This window comes from Microbacterium sp. A20 (assembly GCF_004794515.1).
Taxonomy (GTDB): Bacteria; Actinomycetota; Actinomycetes; order Actinomycetales; family Microbacteriaceae; genus Microbacterium.
In genome coordinates, this window is sequence record NZ_SSDF01000082.1 from 77,338 (window position 1) to 94,740 (window position 17,403).

General features: G+C 69.2%; 11 protein-coding genes. 1 reads left to right on the top strand and 10 read right to left on the bottom strand.

The genetic code is table 11. The annotated features are described in order from the left end of the window. Nucleotides 1-52 precede the first annotated feature (52 nt). The 8 genes from DW298_RS12210 to DW298_RS12245 all read right to left on the bottom strand — a co-directional run bounded on the left by DW298_RS12210 (nt 53) and on the right by DW298_RS12245 (nt 12,506). A complete protein-coding gene (locus DW298_RS12210; protein ID WP_136042749.1) occupies nt 53-1,348 on the bottom strand; it encodes an RNA polymerase sigma factor in 1,296 nt (431 codons plus the stop codon). Next, entirely contained in the window at nt 1,348-1,773 is a 426-nt protein-coding gene (locus tag DW298_RS12215; protein ID WP_136042750.1) for a YciI family protein, read from the bottom strand. The genes DW298_RS12210 and DW298_RS12215 overlap by 1 nt, the downstream gene beginning before the upstream one ends. A 191-nt stretch (nt 1,774-1,964) precedes the next feature. Continuing rightward, nucleotides 1,965-3,350, bottom strand: a complete 1,386-nt coding sequence (locus DW298_RS12220; RefSeq protein WP_240745117.1) for a glycosyltransferase — start codon at nt 3,348-3,350, stop codon at nt 1,965-1,967. A gap of 8 nt (nt 3,351-3,358) precedes the next feature. After that, a complete protein-coding gene (guaA, locus tag DW298_RS12225; RefSeq protein WP_136042752.1) occupies nt 3,359-4,945 on the bottom strand; it encodes a glutamine-hydrolyzing GMP synthase in 1,587 nt (528 codons plus the stop codon). Next, on the bottom strand, nt 4,942-5,454 hold the full coding sequence (locus DW298_RS12230) for a DUF3817 domain-containing protein (protein WP_136042753.1): 513 nt from the start codon (nt 5,452-5,454) through the stop codon (nt 4,942-4,944). The genes guaA and DW298_RS12230 overlap by 4 nt, the downstream gene beginning before the upstream one ends. A 259-nt stretch (nt 5,455-5,713) precedes the next feature. Continuing rightward, nucleotides 5,714-10,336: an ExeM/NucH family extracellular endonuclease gene (locus tag DW298_RS12235; protein WP_136042754.1), complete on the bottom strand. Its 4,623-nt coding sequence runs from the start codon at nt 10,334-10,336 to the stop codon at nt 5,714-5,716. 237 nt (nt 10,337-10,573) lie between these two features. Next, nucleotides 10,574-11,332: an SURF1 family cytochrome oxidase biogenesis protein gene (locus DW298_RS12240; RefSeq protein WP_205820368.1), complete on the bottom strand. Its 759-nt coding sequence runs from the start codon at nt 11,330-11,332 to the stop codon at nt 10,574-10,576. Nucleotides 11,333-11,390: 58 nt separating this feature from the next. Next, nucleotides 11,391-12,506: a GuaB3 family IMP dehydrogenase-related protein gene (locus DW298_RS12245; RefSeq protein WP_136042865.1), complete on the bottom strand. Its 1,116-nt coding sequence runs from the start codon at nt 12,504-12,506 to the stop codon at nt 11,391-11,393. Between the two features lie 202 nt (nt 12,507-12,708). Between DW298_RS12245 and DW298_RS12250 the strand changes: the two genes are divergently transcribed. After that, a complete protein-coding gene (locus tag DW298_RS12250; RefSeq protein WP_136042756.1) occupies nt 12,709-13,098 on the top strand; it encodes an SHOCT domain-containing protein in 390 nt (129 codons plus the stop codon). 62 nt (nt 13,099-13,160) lie between these two features. Here DW298_RS12250 and DW298_RS12255 read toward each other — a convergent pair whose 3' ends face one another. Together DW298_RS12255 and DW298_RS12260 are read right to left on the bottom strand one after the other, a co-directional pair. Then, nucleotides 13,161-15,527, bottom strand: a complete 2,367-nt coding sequence (locus DW298_RS12255) for a LuxR C-terminal-related transcriptional regulator (protein WP_168429500.1) — start codon at nt 15,525-15,527, stop codon at nt 13,161-13,163. A gap of 146 nt (nt 15,528-15,673) precedes the next feature. Beyond that, nucleotides 15,674-17,362 carry an ATP-binding cassette domain-containing protein gene (locus DW298_RS12260; RefSeq protein WP_136042758.1) on the bottom strand — a complete coding sequence of 563 codons (1,689 nt, stop codon included), beginning with the start codon at nt 17,360-17,362 and terminating at the stop codon, nt 15,674-15,676. Nucleotides 17,363-17,403 lie beyond the last annotated feature (41 nt).

Consider the following 17,403-nt stretch of genomic DNA (forward strand, 5'->3'; position numbering starts at 1 on the left):
CTTCCCTACGCCCGTCCCCTTCGGCAGCCTCGCGCTTCCCGAAGGGGGCGGGTCATTTCTCTGCCCCGGCGGCCTTCCGCTCGAGCAGGGAACGCTCCCGATCATTGCCCGCGAGCCCCGCGGCGACGGCGAACTCGCTCCTCGCCTCCTCCTCGCGACCGAGCCGCCGCAGCAGCTCACCCCGGGTGGCGGGCAGCAGGTGGTAGCCGCGCAGCGCCCCCGAGCTCGACAGCTGATCGATGATCCGCAACGCGGATGCGGGGCCGGTGGCCATCGCCACGGCAGCGGCACGGTTGAGCTCCACGACCGGCGACGGCGAGATCCGTCCGAGCGCCTCGTAGAGCAGCACGATGCGGTCCCAGTCGGTGTCGTCGACGGATGCCGCCACCGCATGGCACTCCGCGATCGCGGCCTGCAGGCAGCACGAACCGCGACCTCGACCGAGCGCGTCGGCGGTCGCCAACGCCGCGCGGCCGCGGGCGATGCGCCCGCGATCCCACCGTCCGCGGTCTTGATCGGCGAGCAGCACGGGGTCGCCGTTCCGATCCACCCGCGCGGCGAACCGGGCCGCGGTGAGCTCCATCAGTGCGAGCAACCCGTGCACCTCCGGCTCGCGCGGCATCAGCGCCGCGAGCACCCGGCCGAGGCGAATGGCCTCGTCGCTCAGCTCGGGGCGCATCCACTCCGGCCCGCTGCTCGCCGCATGCGCCTCGTTGAAGATCAGGTACAGCACTCCCAGGATCGCGCCGAGACGAGCGGCGTGCTCCTCGCGAGGCGGCACCTCGAAGGGTGCGTTCGCCGCCGCGAGGGTCTTCTTCGCCCGTACGATCCGCTGCTGCACGGTCGCCGTCGGTACGAGGAAGGCGCGGGCGATCTCCTCGCTCGACAGGCCACCGACCACCCGGAGGGTCAGAGCGATCTGCGCCTCCTTCGACAGCACCGGGTGGCACGCGATGAAGATCAGGCGCAGCACGTCGTCATCGACGGCATCCGGGTCCCACAGCATGTCCGCAGACTCGGCTTGTTCGCGCTCCAGGTCGTGGGCGAGAGCGGCGACCCGGGCATCCAGTCGCTCCGCGCGTCGCCATCCGTCGATCGCCTTGCGCTTCGCCACCGCCGTGAGCCAGGCCCCGGCGTTGCGCGGCACCCCCTCGACCGGCCATTGCCGAAGCGCATCCACCAGTGCCTCCTGGGCGAGGTCCTCGGCGAGACCGAAGTCGCCGACCATGCGGGTCAGCGCGCCCACGATGCGGGCCGATTCGATGCGCCACACCGCGGCGACCGCGCGCTCCGCCGACCCGTCATCGGGGGCGGAACGCACGGTCTCGCTGTGTGCGGAAGTGTCCATCACTGCTGTGCGCGCTGGGCCTGCTCCTCGCGCCAGCCGGCTTCCTTCTCGATCCACTCGTTGTCGGCCGGGAAGTCCTCGACACCGGTCACGCGACGCACCTCGAGGAAGGATCCGGGGCCGAGGGGGGCACGGCTCGCCCACTCGGCCGCCTCTTCGCGTGAGGAGACCTCGAGGATCCAGAAGCCGTTGAACAGCTCCTTCGTCTCGCCGTAGGGGCCGTCTGTGATGAGCGGCTTCTCGGCGCTGAAGTCGACGACGAAGCCCTCGGCCGCGTCGGTCAGGCCCTCGCCGGCGACCAGCACGCCGGCCTTGATCATCGACTCGTTGTACTTCCCCATGGCCTCGATGACCTGCTCGAAGGGCATCTCCTTGTATGCCTCGACACCGCTGTCGTCTGCGCGCATGATGAGCATGAACTTCATGATGTTCTCCTTGTTCGAAGGGCCGTCTCTCGACCCTCTCACTACAGACGTCGAACGGGAATGCCACAGATCGACATCGGCGAGAACTTTTTTCTGGACGCCGCTCCGGTCGCACTTTCTGTCGGTTTCAGCGCGGGGAAGCGACAGAAACTGCGACCGGAGCGGGAGCGCAGGTTACGGGAGCGGACGGCTCAGCGATGCGGAGGGGCGGAGGCCGCTTCAGCGATAACTGCCGTGAGGGCGTCGAGGGAGCGCTGCGGGCTCCACGCCGCGGCGACCGACGGCGCCTCTGCACTCAGAGACGCGAGTCGGTCGGGGTCGGTCAGGAGGGAACGGATCGCCGCGCCCAGCGCGTCGATGTCTCCGCTCGGCACCAGGACGCCACCGCCATGCTGCAGCACGTCGCGGATGCCGTAGCGGGCGTCGTACGCCACCACGGGTGCGCCGTGCAGGAGCGCCTCGACGACGCCGAGCGGCTGCCCCTCGAAAGCGGTCGACGTGACGACGAGCGCGGCGCGGTCCAGGACCGTCGCAGGCGAATCGGTGTATCCGGCGAGCACGATGCGGTCCCCCGCGTCGAGCGCCTCGATCAGGGCCTGCAGGCGTTCCTGCTCCGGACCGCCGCCCCAGATCTCCATCCGGGCACCGGGCACGTCGGCTGCCAAGAAGGCACGGATCGCATGATCGATGCGCTTGCCGGGCGCGAGGCGGCCCAGCACGACGACGAGACCGTGTTCACGAAGCTCGTCCCGCGGCTCCACGGGAGCGATCGGATTCGGCACCACCGCGTGCACCGTCGACTCCCCGAACCGGGCGACCACGTCATCCCGCTGCGTGGCGGTCGGCCAGATCACGGCGTCGAAGCGGTCGGCCAGGCGGAACCAGCGCGTCCAGAGCGTGTTCATGGACGCGTCCGGCGTGTAGGGCGCCTCGACGTGCATGGTGTGGATCGTGTGGATGACGCGCACCCGCGGATCCGCCCAGTCCGCGATGAGTTCGCCCAGCTGACGGGACTCGCAGATCACGACGATGCGACGGTCGCCGAACGCGGCCGTCACGTGTTCCAGCCAGGCGCGGTAGAGGCCGCGGAAGCCGTGCAGCGCTCCGATGACCTCGCCGGACTCGTCGTACACGAGGACCGGCTCGTCGGTGAGGTGCCAGTCGGGGTTGCCCGGGATGACGGGCAGCGCCGCGAACGGGCGCCCTTCGGCATCGGTCAGTACGCGATACTCGACATCCGGGTCGGCGGTGACGGCAGCATCCGCCGCATCACGAAGCCAGTCGGCCGATCCCCCGTCGGGCGCGACCGCTTCATCGAAGAGGTTGCGCATCCGCGACGTGTCCGCGAGCGCACCGTGCTCCGCGAACGTCATCCGGTGCGCGGCGTGATCGGCCGCGGTTCCCGGATCGAACGTGAGCAGCTGCGGACCGGCACCGTCGGCGACGCCCGCTCCGGCAAGCTGACGGGCGCGCGCGAGCGTCGCGATCGTGTACCCGCCGTCGAGGCCCGGGATCAGCCGGCTGGACAGCACCAGGTACTCGGCGTCGGGAAGGCCCGGCGCCGCACCGGGGAGCAACGCGCTCCCTACTCCCACTCGATGGTCCCCGGCGGCTTCGACGTGACGTCGAGCACGACGCGGTTCACGTCGCGCACACCGTTCGTGATGCGGTTGGAGATCTTCGACAGCACGTCGTAGGGCAGACGCGTCCAGTCGGCGGTCATGGCATCTTCGCTCGACACCGGACGCAGCACGATCGGGTGACCATAGGTGCGGCCGTCGCCCTGCACGCCCACCGAGCGCACGTCGGCCAGCAGCACGACCGGGCACTGCCAGATCTCCTGGTCGAGCCCTGCCTTGGTCAGCTCTTCGCGGGCGATGGCGTCGGCCTCACGCAGAATCTCGAGACGGTCAGCGGTGACCTCACCGATGATCCGGATGCCAAGACCGGGCCCCGGAAACGGCTGGCGTCCGACGATCGCCTCGGGGATGCCGAGCTCGCGACCGATCGCACGGACCTCGTCCTTGAAGAGGGCCCGCAGCGGCTCGATCAGCTCGAAGTCGAGGTCGTCGGGAAGACCGCCCACGTTGTGGTGCGACTTGATGTTCGCGGTGCCCGCACCGCCGCCGGACTCCACCACGTCGGGGTAGAGCGTTCCCTGCACGAGGAACTTGACGGGAGCGCCGCCCGAAGCCTTCGCCTCGGCGACGAGATCGAGCTGCACCTTCTCGAACGCGCGGATGAACTCGCGGCCGATGATCTTGCGCTTCTCCTCGGGGTCGGTCACACCCTGGAGGTGACCGAGGAAGGTGTCTGCCGCGTCGACGGTGATGAGACGCACGCCGGTGGACTCGACGTAGTCCTTCTCGACCTGCTCGCGCTCGCCCTTGCGGAGAAGGCCGTGGTCGACGAAGACCGCGGTGAGCTGGTCGCCGATGGCCTTGTGTACGAGGGCCGTGGAGACTGCGGAGTCGACCCCGCCCGAGAGCGCCGAGATGACGCGGGCGTCACCCACCTGCGCGCGGATGCGCTCGATCTGCTCGGCGATCACGTTGCCGCTGTTCCAGTCGGAGGCGAGACCCGCCCCCTTGTGCAGGAAGTTCTCGATCACGCGCTGGCCGTGGTCGGAGTGCTTGACCTCGGGGTGCCACTGCACGCCGTAGAACCCGCGCTCCTCATTCGCGAACGCCGCGACCTTGGTCGCATCCGTGGTCGCGAGCACGTCGAAGCCTTCGGGGGCCTTGGCGACCTGGTCGCCGTGGCTCATCCACACGTTCTGCTCCACCGGCTGACCGCCGAGCAGCGTGCCGCCGTCGCCGGAGATCGCGGCATCCGTCGCGCCGTACTCGCGCAGGCCGGTGTTCGCGACCTCGCCGCCCAGCGTCTGGGCCATGTACTGGAAGCCGTAGCAGATGCCGAGGGTCGGAACCCCGAGGTCGAAGACTGCCGGGTCGAGCTTCGGCGCGCCCTCCTCGTACACCGACGAGGGACCGCCGGAGAGGATGATCGCGACCGGGTTCTTGGCGGCGATCTCTTCGGCCGTGGCCGTGTGCGGCACGATCTCGCTGTAGACGCCGGCCTCGCGCACACGACGGGCGATCAGCTGCGCGTACTGCGCGCCGAAGTCGACGACGAGCGCAGGACGCTGCTGGGTCTCGGACTGTTCGGTCAACGGACACCTTCCGGGGCGGGGGTGGAGGCCTCGGCGGCCTCTCTGGTGGCGAGATAGGTCTTGACTTCACGGGCGACGACCGCCTCCATGAAGAACGACAGCAGCGGCACGACGCCGCCGAGCGCGAGCATGATGAACCGCGGGAAGCGCCAGCGCATCAGGCTCCACATGCGGAAGCACGCGAAGAGGTACACGACGTAGAACCAGCCGTGCGCCACGAGGATGAACAGCGAGAGGTTGAACCCGTCGCCCAGCGAAGTCATCTCACAGGAGTTGGTCATCGGGGCGAAGAGCGACCACCACTGGCAGTCGGGCCCGGCGAGCACTCCGGCGAACCAGAGCGGCCCTCCGGAGCCTCCCATGAAGAGCTCGAGGTGGATCGGCGTGTACTTCAGCACCATCTCGGTCAGCAGCAGGAGCAGCATGACTCCTGTGATGATCGACGCGATCTGGTAGAACTTCAGCGCACCGCGGATCGCCGGAAAGCTGGCGACTTTCGGTTCGGGCATGCGTCCAGTCTAGCCGCCGGGAAATCATGCCGAATCCGGCCGCAGACGGTCGCGCTCCCCACCCGCGACGACACAACTTCGGAGATCGGAAGCCACACGCCGATCCTCGGGCGTTCAGCCCGGCGTGTCTGCCTCGGACTCCGAAGTTGTGCCGAGGAGCGGGGGCGGAGACGGCGGGCGCGACGAAGGCCGCCGGGATCACTCCCGACGGCCTCCGCCTGTGTCATCCGGCTATCGGATCAGAACCACTCGTCCCGGATCAGAACCACCGCGTGAGCAGTTCCCAGAGCCAGTCGAGGATCGCGCCGACGATTCCGCCGGCACGGTTGACCGTGACCGTCGCGGTCGCCGCATCCCCGTCGGCCTGCGACGCGGCGACGGTGTACTTGCCCGACGGCGCGCTCTTCGGCACGGTGACCTGGGTGCTGAACGTGCCGTCGGCACCCACCTGGACGGTGCCGACTGGGACCGGCTTGCCCTTCTTCGGACGCAGCTCGATGCTCACCGTCTCACCGGGCACATAGCCCTCGCCGGTGACCTTGAGGCCCTTGCCCGCGGTCACCTTCGACGAGCCGAGGGCGATCGTGCCGGCGAACTCCTCTTCACCGGCGATCGCGAACGGCACCTGCACGGTCGTCCCGGTTCCGGCGACGGCGACGGTGAGCGACTGCTCCCCGAAGACGCCGGAGGGCACCGTGAAGGTGAGGCTCGCGCGACCGCCCTCGTCGGTGGTGTCGACGACCGCCGGATCGACGGCTCCGGTGGCGAGCACGGTGTCGCCCAGCGAGAGCGTCACCTCGCCCGGCGCCGGCTCGCCCGCGCTGAAGGCCAGCGAGGAGAGCGACACCGTCACCTGGTCGCCGGCGCTGTATCCGTCGGCATCGGCGGGGCTGACCGCCACTCCGACCGCGCGCTGGGCGTAGTCGGGGCTCGCGGTCTTGTTGGCGTCGAACCAGTCGACCATGGACTGCAGATCGATCTTGCCGGTGTCGCGCTTGCCTGCGCCCTCCTTGAAGGTGAAGAAGTTGTCTCCACCCGCGGCGAGGAACGAGTTGGCGGCGACCGTGTAGTTCGCCGCCGGGTCCACCGGCGTGCCGTTGAGCGTGATCGACGTGATCCGTGCTCCCTGTGCCGCAGCGGGGTCGTAGGTGTAGACCAGACCCTCCGAGACTCCGAGTTTCAGGAACGGACGCGCCGAACCCGCCGGCTGCCACTGCTCCTCGAGCACGCCCTTGAGCTGCGCACCGGTGAGCGTCAGCGTCACCAGCGTGTTGGCGAACGGCTGTACCGTCGCCGCCTCGCGATAGGTGACGTTGCCTGCGGGATCGTTCGCGTTGGACGACGCGTAGGTGAGGTTCGCGCGGATGCCGCCGGGGTTCATGAGCGCCAGGTCGGCGCCCGTGGACCACTGCTGCACGTCGGCGACGAAGTTGCCGATGGTGGACTCGCCACCGCGGTTCTCCGTCTTGCCGTCGCTCTGGCGCGCCCGGTTGAAGTCGGCCGTGATGTCACCGACCTTGATCGCGCCCAGGACGTCGGCCTCGGCCTTGGCCTTGTCGACGATCGCCTGCACCTCGGGAACCGCCGGATACAGCGGCTTGCCCGCCGCGGTGAGGGGCTTGATCTCGTTGGTGATCGAGATCAGGTCCTTCGTCTTCGGGTCGACCTTGATGTTCATCAGGCCCAGGTTTTCGCCGTACTGCCCTGCGGAGACGACCGGGCGGCCGTCGATCACATGGTTGTAGGCGAGGTGGGTGTGTGCGGACACGATCGCGTCCACGTCGTCGTCGACGCCGTAGACGATCTCGCCGAGCGGCGAATCCGGGGTGATGCTCGACAGCTCGACGCTGGAAGCGCCCTCGTGCACGAGCAGGATGACGACATCCGCCTCGCCGTTGGACTCGTCGCCGTCGCGCAGATCGTCGGCGACCGCGTTCACGGAGTCGGCGATGCTGCGGACCTCGAGGTCCTTGATGCCCTCGGGCGAGACGAGCGAGTCGAGGTCTTCGGTGACGGCACCGACGAAGCCGACCTTCACGCCGTCGAGCTCCTTCACCCAGGCCGGTGCGAGCGCGGGCTCGCCCGTCTCGGTCACGAAGACGTTCGAGGAGATGTACTCCCAGTCCGCGCGCTCCTGCACGCGATCGCGCAGGTCTTCCCAGCCCTGGTCGAACTCATGGTTTCCCGCGGCGCTGACATCGAGACCGGCCGCGTTCAGCGCGTCGATCGTCGGGTTGTCGTCGTTGATGAACGAGGTGAACGTCGATGCACCGATCAGGTCACCGGCACCGGCGAAGATCGTGTTCGGGTTCGCGTCGCGGAACTGCTTCACGGCTCCCGCCAGCACGGCGGCACCGGCGGCGGCGCCGTCGGCCTCGATCCGACCGTGGAAGTCGTTGACCGTGACGACGTCGATGCTCACCGGCGGGATCTCCGAGGAGACGCCGACGATGATCGGGTCGTGGTCACTGGACCGGTACGGCGTTCCCGACTCGGTGGCGCCGTACGCGTAGCCGCGATCGCTCCACTCCGGCGAGTTGATGCCCCACACGCCTGCGCCCGTGATGGACGAGGTGAGCGACGGCGACGCGATCACGTGGTCGAGCGAACCGAGCTCACCGTCGAACGTGTACGTGTACTGACCATCGGTCTTGTCGGCGACGAGGTCGCTCCACCCCTTCGAGGTGAACACGTCGATCGGGTCTTCCTTGCCATAGGCGTTGAAGTCGCCGATCAGCAGCATGTCGCTGCTGCCGGTGGTCTCCTCGAGCTCGGCGGTGAAGGCCAGGATCGCGTTCGCCTGCTTCACGCGGTCGGCGTTGAAGAAGCCCTGTCCGTCTGCCGGCTCGGCACCTGCGCCCTCGGGCGGCGACTTCGACTTCAGGTGGTTCGCCACCACAGTGACGACGCGGCCGTCGATGTCGAACGCCTGCGCGATCGGCTCGCGCGCGTTGCCCCACACGGTCTCGTCGGTCACCGTGGCGCTGTCGCCCACGGTCTCGACGGCGTCCTTCTTGTAGATGATCGCGTTGGTGATGTAGTCGGTCGTCGCCGCGTCGTTCAGCGCGGCGGGCGTGGGCACGTAGTCCCACACCTCGCTGCCGGCGTCGGCGTTGAGTCCGGCGACCAGGTCCTTGAGGGCCGTGTCGACGGGCTTGCCCAGCTTGACCGAATTCTCGATCTCCATGAGGGAGACGATCTCGGCGTCGAGTCCGTTGATCGCCGCGACGATCTTGGACTTCTGGATCGCGAACTGCGCCGCGTTCGCGGCCCCGCGGGCGTTGGAGTTCTCGCTCTTCAGCGTCGTGAAGTAGTTGTAGACGTTGAAGGACGCGACCTGCACGTCGCCGCCCACCTCAGGCGCGGAGTCGGTGCGCGGGTTCGTCGCCTCGAACCCGACCTTGAGGTCGGCGGACGAGGAGTCGTCGATCGGCACGACCGGCTGCAGACGCCAGTCGTTGAAGCCCCACTGCAGCACGTAGCCGTTGTCGCCGAAGTCGACGGTGTCGCCGTTTCGGACCACCGTGTCCTTGGTGAAGTACGGCTGCTCTCCGGGGTGCCCGCTGTTGGACACCTGGATGGACCAGCCGTCGTCGAGAAGGATGCGGTTGGCGCGGTTGGCCGCGGCTATGGCCGCCGCCTCAGCGCCGGGACGCGTGGTCTCGGTGCTCTTCACGGCCAGATCGGCACCGGCATTCAGCCACAGTGTGCCGAAGTTGAACAGCTGGTGGCTGGAGGCGAGACGGTAGCTGCCCTCGGGAGCGACGTACATGTTCTCGTACTGCTCGCGGTCGGCACCCTGCACCGTGGCGGGCAGCGGCGTGACGGCGGGAACGCCGACGCCGGCGGTCAGCACCTCGATGTCGGCGGCTGCAGCGGGGTTCAGCTGCGTCTGCCCGAAGTACTCGCTCACGGAGCCGGTGACCGAGACGAGGTCTCCGATCTCGACGCTCGGAGCCAGTGCGTTCAAGAAGACGAACACGCCGTCCGAGGCGCCGGGAGTCGCGTCCGTCGCACCGCCGGAGCCCTGCGTCTGGATGACGATGCCCTTGTAGCCGCCGGTGCGGTAGTCGGCTGTGACGACGCCCTCGACCTGCACGGTCTTGCCGCTCAGCGGCGACACGTCGGTCGTGCCCTGCACCTCGGCGATCGTCGCCTCTGTCGGCTCGCCGCCGGGGTCGGTGCCCGGGTCGGTGTCGCCGGAGTTCTGCGGAGTGATCGTGGCCGAGAGCGTGAAGTCGGCGCTGTTGTCGTCGGTGTCCACACCGTCGGTGCGGTTCAGCGACTTCACGTCGGTGTTGCCGGCGGGCGGGGTCGCGGCCTTCGTCTCGAACGTGTTGGAGGTGCCGTAGCCCAGGACGTCGATCACACCGTCGACGCCCACGACCGAGCCGGGGGTGAGAGTCACCGCGGCCGTGCCCTGGACGAGCGCCAGCGTGCCGTTCGTGCCGCTCGGAGTCAGGGTGCTCGTGGCATCGGGAGCCGGCAGTTCCGCACCGTTCGCGCCGTTGCTGTTGCCCTGCACCAGGTAGTGGCCGCCGGCCGGGATCACGCCGGTGAGCGGGGCGACGCCATTGGAGGCGCCGGTGCCGGTCGCCGACCGGTACTGCAGCGACATGCCGTCGAGCGTGATCGCCGCCGAGGTCGGGTTGTACAGCTCGACGAACTTGTTCTTGAACGCCGCCCCTGCGCTGCCGCCGGAGAGATACGCCTCGTTGATCACCACCCCCGTGCCCGTGGTGTCGGCTGTGGCGGGCACAGCGGCCAGCGAGCCGAGGCTCAGCGCGGCGACGCAGGTCACGGCGAGAGCGCCGATGCGCCCTTGACTTCTACGGTGCGAGACGGGAACCCTGCGGTTCTCGTCGTCTGAAGCGGACATCATCGGTGCTGTCTCCTCGGTCGGGTTCGACACTTCTCAGGACTGTCACGGCGCACAGGGAGAACTCCCAGCGTGCTCACATGGTGCGAGCATACGTAGCGGTCCGGACATCCTCAACGGAGTTTTCCGATTCGTCATCGAGCGCTCACCGGATGGCCTCGACGACCCCTGACGAAGGTCGCTATCGCGGAGAGACGGCACGCAATTGCGCATCGATTCGCGCGCGGATGCGCGCGATGATCAGGGTGTCTTCGCCGCAGCCGCGTCTTCGAACTCCTCGACCTCGCGCTCCCAGGCATCCTTCGCCAGGCGGTACCAGAGGTAGAACGCGAAGCCCGCGAAGATCGCCCACTCCACCGCATAGAAGACGTTCAGCCAGTTCACCGGCGACATCTCATCGGGCGCCGGCGACGAGATGTCGATCAGGCCGGCGGTCGCCGTCGTCGAGGCCAGATAGGGGCGGTAGACGTCGAGCTGCTCGATGTCGTGCCAACGACTGAGGAGAGCAGCCGGCGACATCCGATCCAACCGCTCCGGATCGGAGTGCGGGGGAACCTTGGGGCCCTCGTCGGAGATGATGCGCCCCGAGATCTCGACCACCGACCCGTCGGCACCGGCCTCGAGTTCCTTCACTGCCGCATCCGCCGCCGCGCGATCCGGGGCCCAGCCGATCGCGACCGCGATCGATCTCCGTTCGTCGACGCGCAGCTGACCGGTGACCCAGTAGCCCTCGACGTCGTCGTTGAACCGGCTCGACACGACGATGAAGTCATCGGGGACCCAGGCCCCGGACGTCTCCACACGCTGTCCCACCAGCGGCTCGGGGAGGTACTGCCCCGGCTCGAGAACCTCGGTGAGCTGCTGCACCTGCTCGGTCGCACCGGGCTCGGGCGGATCCGTCTCGATCGCCCGCTCGAGCTGCCACTGCCCGAGCCAGGCGAACACACCGGCGACGAGGAGGCACAGCAGCAGCATGCCGATCCAACGTCCCCGGAGCATGACCTCACGAAGGGTCGGGGGGAACAGTGCGGGCGTGGTCACGGTGGTGCGCTGAACCTCAGGCCTCGTAGGGCGCGAGCACGACCTCGACCCGCTGGAACTCCTTGAGGTCGGAGTACCCGGTGGTCGCCATCGACTTGCGCAGCGCGCCGATCAGGTTCGCGGTGCCGTCGGCGACCGGAGCGGGACCGTAGAGGATCTCCTCGAGCGTGCCGATCCCTCCGACCTCGACCCGGCGGCCGCGCGGGAGCTTCGGGTGGTGGGCTTCCGGACCCCAGTGGAATCCGCGGCCGGGGGCGTCGGTGGCGCGAGCCAGCGCGACGCCGAGCATGACCGCATCCGCACCCATGGCGAGCGCCTTGACGATGTCGCCGGAGGTGCCGACACCACCGTCGGCGATCACGTGCACGTAGCGGCCGCCGGACTCGTCGAGGTAGTCGCGTCGCGCGGCGGCGACGTCGGACACAGCGGTCGCCATGGGCGCGTGGATGCCGAGGGTCGCGCGCGTCGTGGACGCTGCTCCCCCGCCGAATCCGACGAGCACTCCGGCTGCTCCTGTGCGCATGAGGTGCAGGGCCGCGGTGTAGGTGGCGGCCCCGCCGACGATGACCGGGACATCGAGGTCGTAGATGAACTTCTTGAGGTTCAGGGGTTCGGCGACGCTCGACACGTGCTCGGCCGACACCGTGGTGCCGCGGATGACGAACAGGTCGACGCCGGCGCGGGCCACGGTGTCGTAGAACTCCTGGGTGCGCTGCGGCGTCAGTGAGCCCGCCACCGTGACGCCCGCCTCGCGGATCTCAGCGAGGCGGCTCGTGATGAGCTCGGGCTTGATCGGCTCGGCGTACAGCTCCTGCATGCGGACCGTGGCCGTGCCCTCGTCGAGGCCGGCGATCTCGGCGAGCAGCGGCTCCGGGTTCTCGTACCGCGTCCACAGTCCCTCGAGGTCGAGCACGCCCAGCCCGCCCAGCTGGCCCAGCATGATCGCCGTCTGCGGGCTGACGACCGAATCCATCGGCGCGCCGAGCACCGGGATGCCGAACCCGAAGGCGTCGATGGTCCAGGCGGTGGACACATCCTCCGGGTTGCGCGTGCGCCGGGAAGGCACCACCGCGATGTCATCGAACGTGTACGCGCGACGTGCGCGCTTTCCTCGGCCGAGCTCGATCTCCATGGTCACCCGACCAGCCTACCCGGGCGCGGCCGTCGCCTCGGGCAGAGCTCGAGACGGTGCGGAGCGGCGAAGGTCCGCGACGGCATCGGGAAGCGGGCCTGCCGCCTTTCACCCCGATGAGGGGATGACGCCCCTCATCGGCTGGAGCGAGTCTGAGACCGCGGGATCCGAGTGGGTCCCGTTCTCTATGAGAGGTGACTTCATGACCCTTTGGGCCGGTTTCTGGGACATCGTCTGGTGGTTCCTGGCAGCGTTCGTCCTGTTCGCGTACCTGTTCGCGCTGTTCGCGATCATCACGGACCTGTTCCGCGATCACAAGCTGAACGGATGGGCGAAGGCGGCCTGGCTGATCTTCCTGGTCTTCGTTCCGTTCCTCACCGCCCTGATCTACCTGATCGCCCGTGGGGGCGGAATGGCGGAGCGCGGTGCTCGCGACACGCAGGCCACGCAAGCAGCCGCCGCCGACTACATCAGGTCGGTCGCCGGCAGCAGCCCGAGCGACGAGATCGCGAAGGCGAAGGCCCTCCTCGATGCCGGCACGATCAACGCTGCGGAGTACGAGCAGATCAAGACGCGCGTACTCGCGGGCTGACCGGATGCGAAGAAGGGGCTCGTGGTCTCACATGGCGGCGAGCCCCTCCCCGATCGGTGAGATCAGAGGAGACCCACGCGTCGAGCGGCCTCGACCGCCTCGGCGCGTCCGTTGACCTGCAGCTTGCTGTAGATGCTGCGCAGCTGGGACTTGACGGTATTGGCGCTGACGTACCGACGTCCTGCGATCTCGGCGATGCTCTGATACGCGGGAAGCTCACGCAGCAGCTCGTGTTCCCGCGTCGTGAGTTTGGCGATCTCGACGGGTGCGGTCTGCTCCGACATCGCCAGGTCCGGATGGGCGAGGATCGCCTCCGCCATCGGCCGCCAGGCTCCGAGTCGCTCGATGCGTGCGCGCAGCACGGCAGCCGGCTCCTGACCTTCCTGGAGGAACGGCCGCACCGCCCTCAGCGGGGCCGCACACATCAGCGCGTTCAGGATCGCCGCTGTCGCCGACGCGTCGCGACGCTGCCGCTCCGCGTGCACGGCGAGGGCGACCCACGCGGAGGCGAGAGTCAGCGGAGCGGAGCGCGGGGCACCGTGTGCCAGCGCCTCCCGGAGGGCGTGATCGCCCTCCCGATTCGGATGACGGAGGAACGCGACGGTCGCCGTTTCGATGCTGTACTCGCCGAGGACGCGTCGGCTGCGCGCCAGCAGACGGTCGGCCAGGGGGCCGTCACCCTGACGGACTGCGGAGCCCATGGCGGGGATGACGGCGTAGGCGAGGCTGACGAGCGAGTCGGCGAGATCGTTCTCGATCAGAGCCGCAACGTGCGCGAGCGCGTCGGTGCCACCGCGGCGAGTGAGTTCGTCGAGCGCGAGGAGCGTCTGCGTCAGATGATCGACGCGCGCGCCGGCGCGCGGGCTCCAGCGTCGCAGCACGCTCACCGCGAGAGGATCGGCCCGATGGTACGCCTGCGTCGCCTGGAGGCACACGACCCGCGCTGCCACGTCGTCGCGTTCGTCGGCACCACTGAGCGGGTTTCGTTCGAGCTGAAGGAGGACGGGCTCCATCCCGATCCGACTCGGCGCCCGGGAGACGATCGACAGCGCACTCTCCAGGATCAGCATCCGCAGCCACCGCAGTTCCGAGGTGTCTGCGGTCGGCGAGCCGAGTTGCACGAGGGCCGCGCTCCTGTTCTCCTCCATCTCGCCGTCCCTCGCGCCCGCGGTCCACACCTGCGCGTACTCGAGCAGGAGCGCGGTTCCGCGCGAGACGCGTGCGGCGACGGGCAGCAGTGCCACGTCGCGGGTGCCATCCTGCCGTCGGTTCGCGTGCGCCCAGAGAGCGTCCACGATCTCGTCCACCACGCTCGGAGGCCTTCTCTGCGTGGCGCGACTGCGCACACGCAGCAGCTGCGCCGCGCCGCGGCGGTCGTCGAAGTACGGGACCGCGAGGAGGAGGCCCATATCCGCCTCCAGCCGCTCGCGATCCTTCTGCGCGACCGCGCGAACGGCGCGCATCACGGAACCGGACTCGCCGCGGAAGATCAGCTCGTAGCCATGCTGATCGAGGAACGCAGCGAGAGCGGTCGAGTCGGAGGCCCGGACAGCCTGATCGAGGGCGCGGCGCAGGTCTCCTCTCGCCGAGAACCACTCGGCTGCCGCGGCATGAGCGCTGTTCGCTCGCGGGAGGTCACGGCGACGCTGCTCCGCTGCGAGGAACGCCCAGAGGATCGGGTGGAAACGGAAGGAATCGTCCTTCGTGCGCACCACGAGCATGGTGATCCGCGCGAGCCGATCGAGCACACGACCGGCATCGGGGATCCCCGTGACCTCGACCGCGAGAGCCGCCGACACCGTCCTCGCGACAGCCGACCAGAGCAGCACCTCTTCCTGCGCGGGCGTGAGCGGGGCCAGCACCTCGGCGACGAGGTAGTCCGCGACGGGGCGGCTGTCGCCGTCGAAGCGTTCCATCGCCGCACGGTCGCCGGTCTCCAGCAGCCGGCGCACGAGCACGAGCGCCGTCACCCATCCCCCGGTGCGTGCGAGGAGTCCCCGCAGCGTGTTCCCGGCCGGATCCATCGCGCCGGCGAACAGTGTGGCGGCCTCCTCGGCGGTGAACGCGAGATCTGCTCCGGATATCTCGCGCGTCCGCGCCCATCTCGCGGGCGACGCGGGAAGCGCGTCGAATCGTCCGGCCAGGACCACCCGAAGGCGGGCGTCGCCGCTGTCGATCGCCGACGCGATGGCGTCCACCACGCGCGCCGACCCGCGATCCAGCTGGTCGATGACGAGGTACACCCGGGGGTCCCCCGATTCCCTGCTCCGCGCGATGGCGTCGAGGGCCTGTTCCTCGACGCCGGCGTCCGCGATCCACACGGCGCCGTCGAGCGTCGCCGTCCACTGCTCGAGAAGAGCGGACTTGCCCGAGCCCGCAGGCGCCCAGATGCCCACGATGCGGAACCCCTGCTCGAGAGCGTCGAACATCTTCCGCAGTCGAGGCCGGTCGACCAGGCCGCTGCGATGCACGAACGCAACCGCCTCCGACCCGCGTGAATGAGTGTCCCCGAGATCTGTCATCTCGGTATTATTTCACCTTTTACAGGTGGGTCCGCGTCAGCGTGGTCCACCCCTCATCGAGCGCGAGCCACCCGCTTCTCGTCCCACACGGGCTCGTCCGATTCATAGACCTCGCCGTCGGCCCCGAAGACCAGGAAGCGATCGAACGACCGGGCGAACCACCGGTCGTGCGTCACAGCCAGCACGGTCCCCTCGAATCGCGCGAGCGCCTGCTCCAGCGCCTCCGCCGACTCCAGGTCGAGGTTGTCGGTCGGCTCGTCCAGCAACAGCAGCGTCGCCCCGGAGAGCTCGAGCAGCAGCACCTGGAACCGTGCCTGCTGCCCGCCCGACAGCGAGTCGAACGTCTGCTGCGCCTGCCGCACGAGTCCGTACCGGTCCAGCGCCGAACTCGCGGCGTCCCTCGGCATCCCGGCGCGGCGGTCGTCGCCCCGATGCAGGATCTCCAGGAGCGAGCGCCCGACGAACTCCGGATGCGCGTGCGTCTGCGCGAACAGACCGGGCACGACCCGTGCGCCGAGAGTCGCGGTGCCGGTGTGCTCGACCGCGCCCAGCTGCTCCCCGCTCGAGGTGACATGACCGAGAGTCGCATCGGGGTCGCTGCCGCCGCGGGCGAGTAACCGCAGGAAGTGCGACTTGCCCGACCCGTTGGATCCGAGCACCGCGACCCGGTCGCCGTACCAGACCTCCGCATCGAAGGGACGCATGAGCCCGGTCAGCTCGAGCCGCTGCGCGACCACGGCCCGCTTGCCGGTGCGTGCGCCGCGCAGACGCATGTCGAAGTCCTGTGCGGGCGGGCGCTCCTCGGGCGGACCCGCCTCCTCGAACTTGCGCAGGCGCGTCTGCGCCGCCTGATAGCGCGAGGCGAAGCCGTCGTTCGCCGAGGCCTTGACCTTGAGGTTCGCGACGAGCGTGCGCAGCTTCTCATGCTGTTCGTCCCAGCGCCGACGCAGCTCGTCGAGCCGATCCAGCCGGTCGCTCCTCGCCTGCTGATAGGTCGAGAAGCCACCGCCGTGCACCCATGCCGTGGCACCGGCGCCGCCCGGCTCCAGCGTGATCAGCCGGTCGACGGCGCGCGCGAGCAGCTCACGGTCGTGTGACACGAGCAGCACGGTCTTCGGCGTCTGGCGCAGCTGCTCCTCCAGCCACCGCTTCGTCGGCACATCGAGGTAGTTGTCCGGCTCGTCGAGCAGCAGCACCTCATCGGGTCCGCGCAGCAGGGCTTCGAGCGCGAGCCGCTTCTGCTCGCCGCCGGAGAGCGTGGTGAGCTCGCGATACCGCGCCCGCTCGAACGGGACGCCCAGCGCGGCCACCGTGCACTGATCCCAGACGGTCTCGTGCTCGTAGCCGCCGGCATCCGCGTACTCGGCGATCGCCGACGCGTACGCCATCTGCGTGTCATGCTCGTCGCGTTCGATCAGCGCGTTCTCCGCCGCCTCCAGGGCTTCGGCCGCCGCGCGGATGCGCCGGGGCGCGACCCGCACCAGCAGCTGGTGCACGGTCTCGCCCGCCTCGCCGTGTCCGACGAACTGGTCCATGACGCCGAGGCCGCCGTCGATCGTGACGACACCGTCATCGGCCGCCTGATCGCCGCGGATGATGCGCAGCAGCGTGGTCTTGCCCGCCCCGTTCGGGCCGATCAAGGCACTGGTGGAGCCTGCGCCGACGCGGAAGGTCGCCTCGTCGAGAAGCGGTCTGCCGTCGGGGAGCGTCAGCGAGACACTGGAGACATCGATGTAGCCCACGGTGCGTGGCCGTCCTTCCGCCCGCGCATGCCGAGCCGACC

Excerpts from the sequence above, each read along its gene's own strand:
- DW298_RS12210 (WP_136042749.1), bottom strand. The coding sequence starts at position 1,348 with ATGGACACTTCCGCACACAGCGAGACCGTGCGTTCCGCCCCCGATGAC.
- DW298_RS12215 (WP_136042750.1), bottom strand. The coding sequence starts at position 1,773 with ATGAAGTTCATGCTCATCATGCGCGCAGACGACAGCGGTGTCGAGGCA.
- DW298_RS12230 (WP_136042753.1), bottom strand. The coding sequence starts at position 5,454 with ATGCCCGAACCGAAAGTCGCCAGCTTTCCGGCGATCCGCGGTGCGCTG.
- DW298_RS12235 (WP_136042754.1), bottom strand. The coding sequence starts at position 10,336 with ATGATGTCCGCTTCAGACGACGAGAACCGCAGGGTTCCCGTCTCGCAC.
- DW298_RS12240 (WP_205820368.1), bottom strand. The coding sequence starts at position 11,332 with ATGCTCCGGGGACGTTGGATCGGCATGCTGCTGCTGTGCCTCCTCGTC.
- DW298_RS12245 (WP_136042865.1), bottom strand. The coding sequence starts at position 12,506 with ATGGAGATCGAGCTCGGCCGAGGAAAGCGCGCACGTCGCGCGTACACG.
- DW298_RS12250 (WP_136042756.1), top strand. The coding sequence starts at position 12,709 with ATGACCCTTTGGGCCGGTTTCTGGGACATCGTCTGGTGGTTCCTGGCA.
- DW298_RS12255 (WP_168429500.1), bottom strand. The coding sequence starts at position 15,527 with ATGTTCGACGCTCTCGAGCAGGGGTTCCGCATCGTGGGCATCTGGGCG.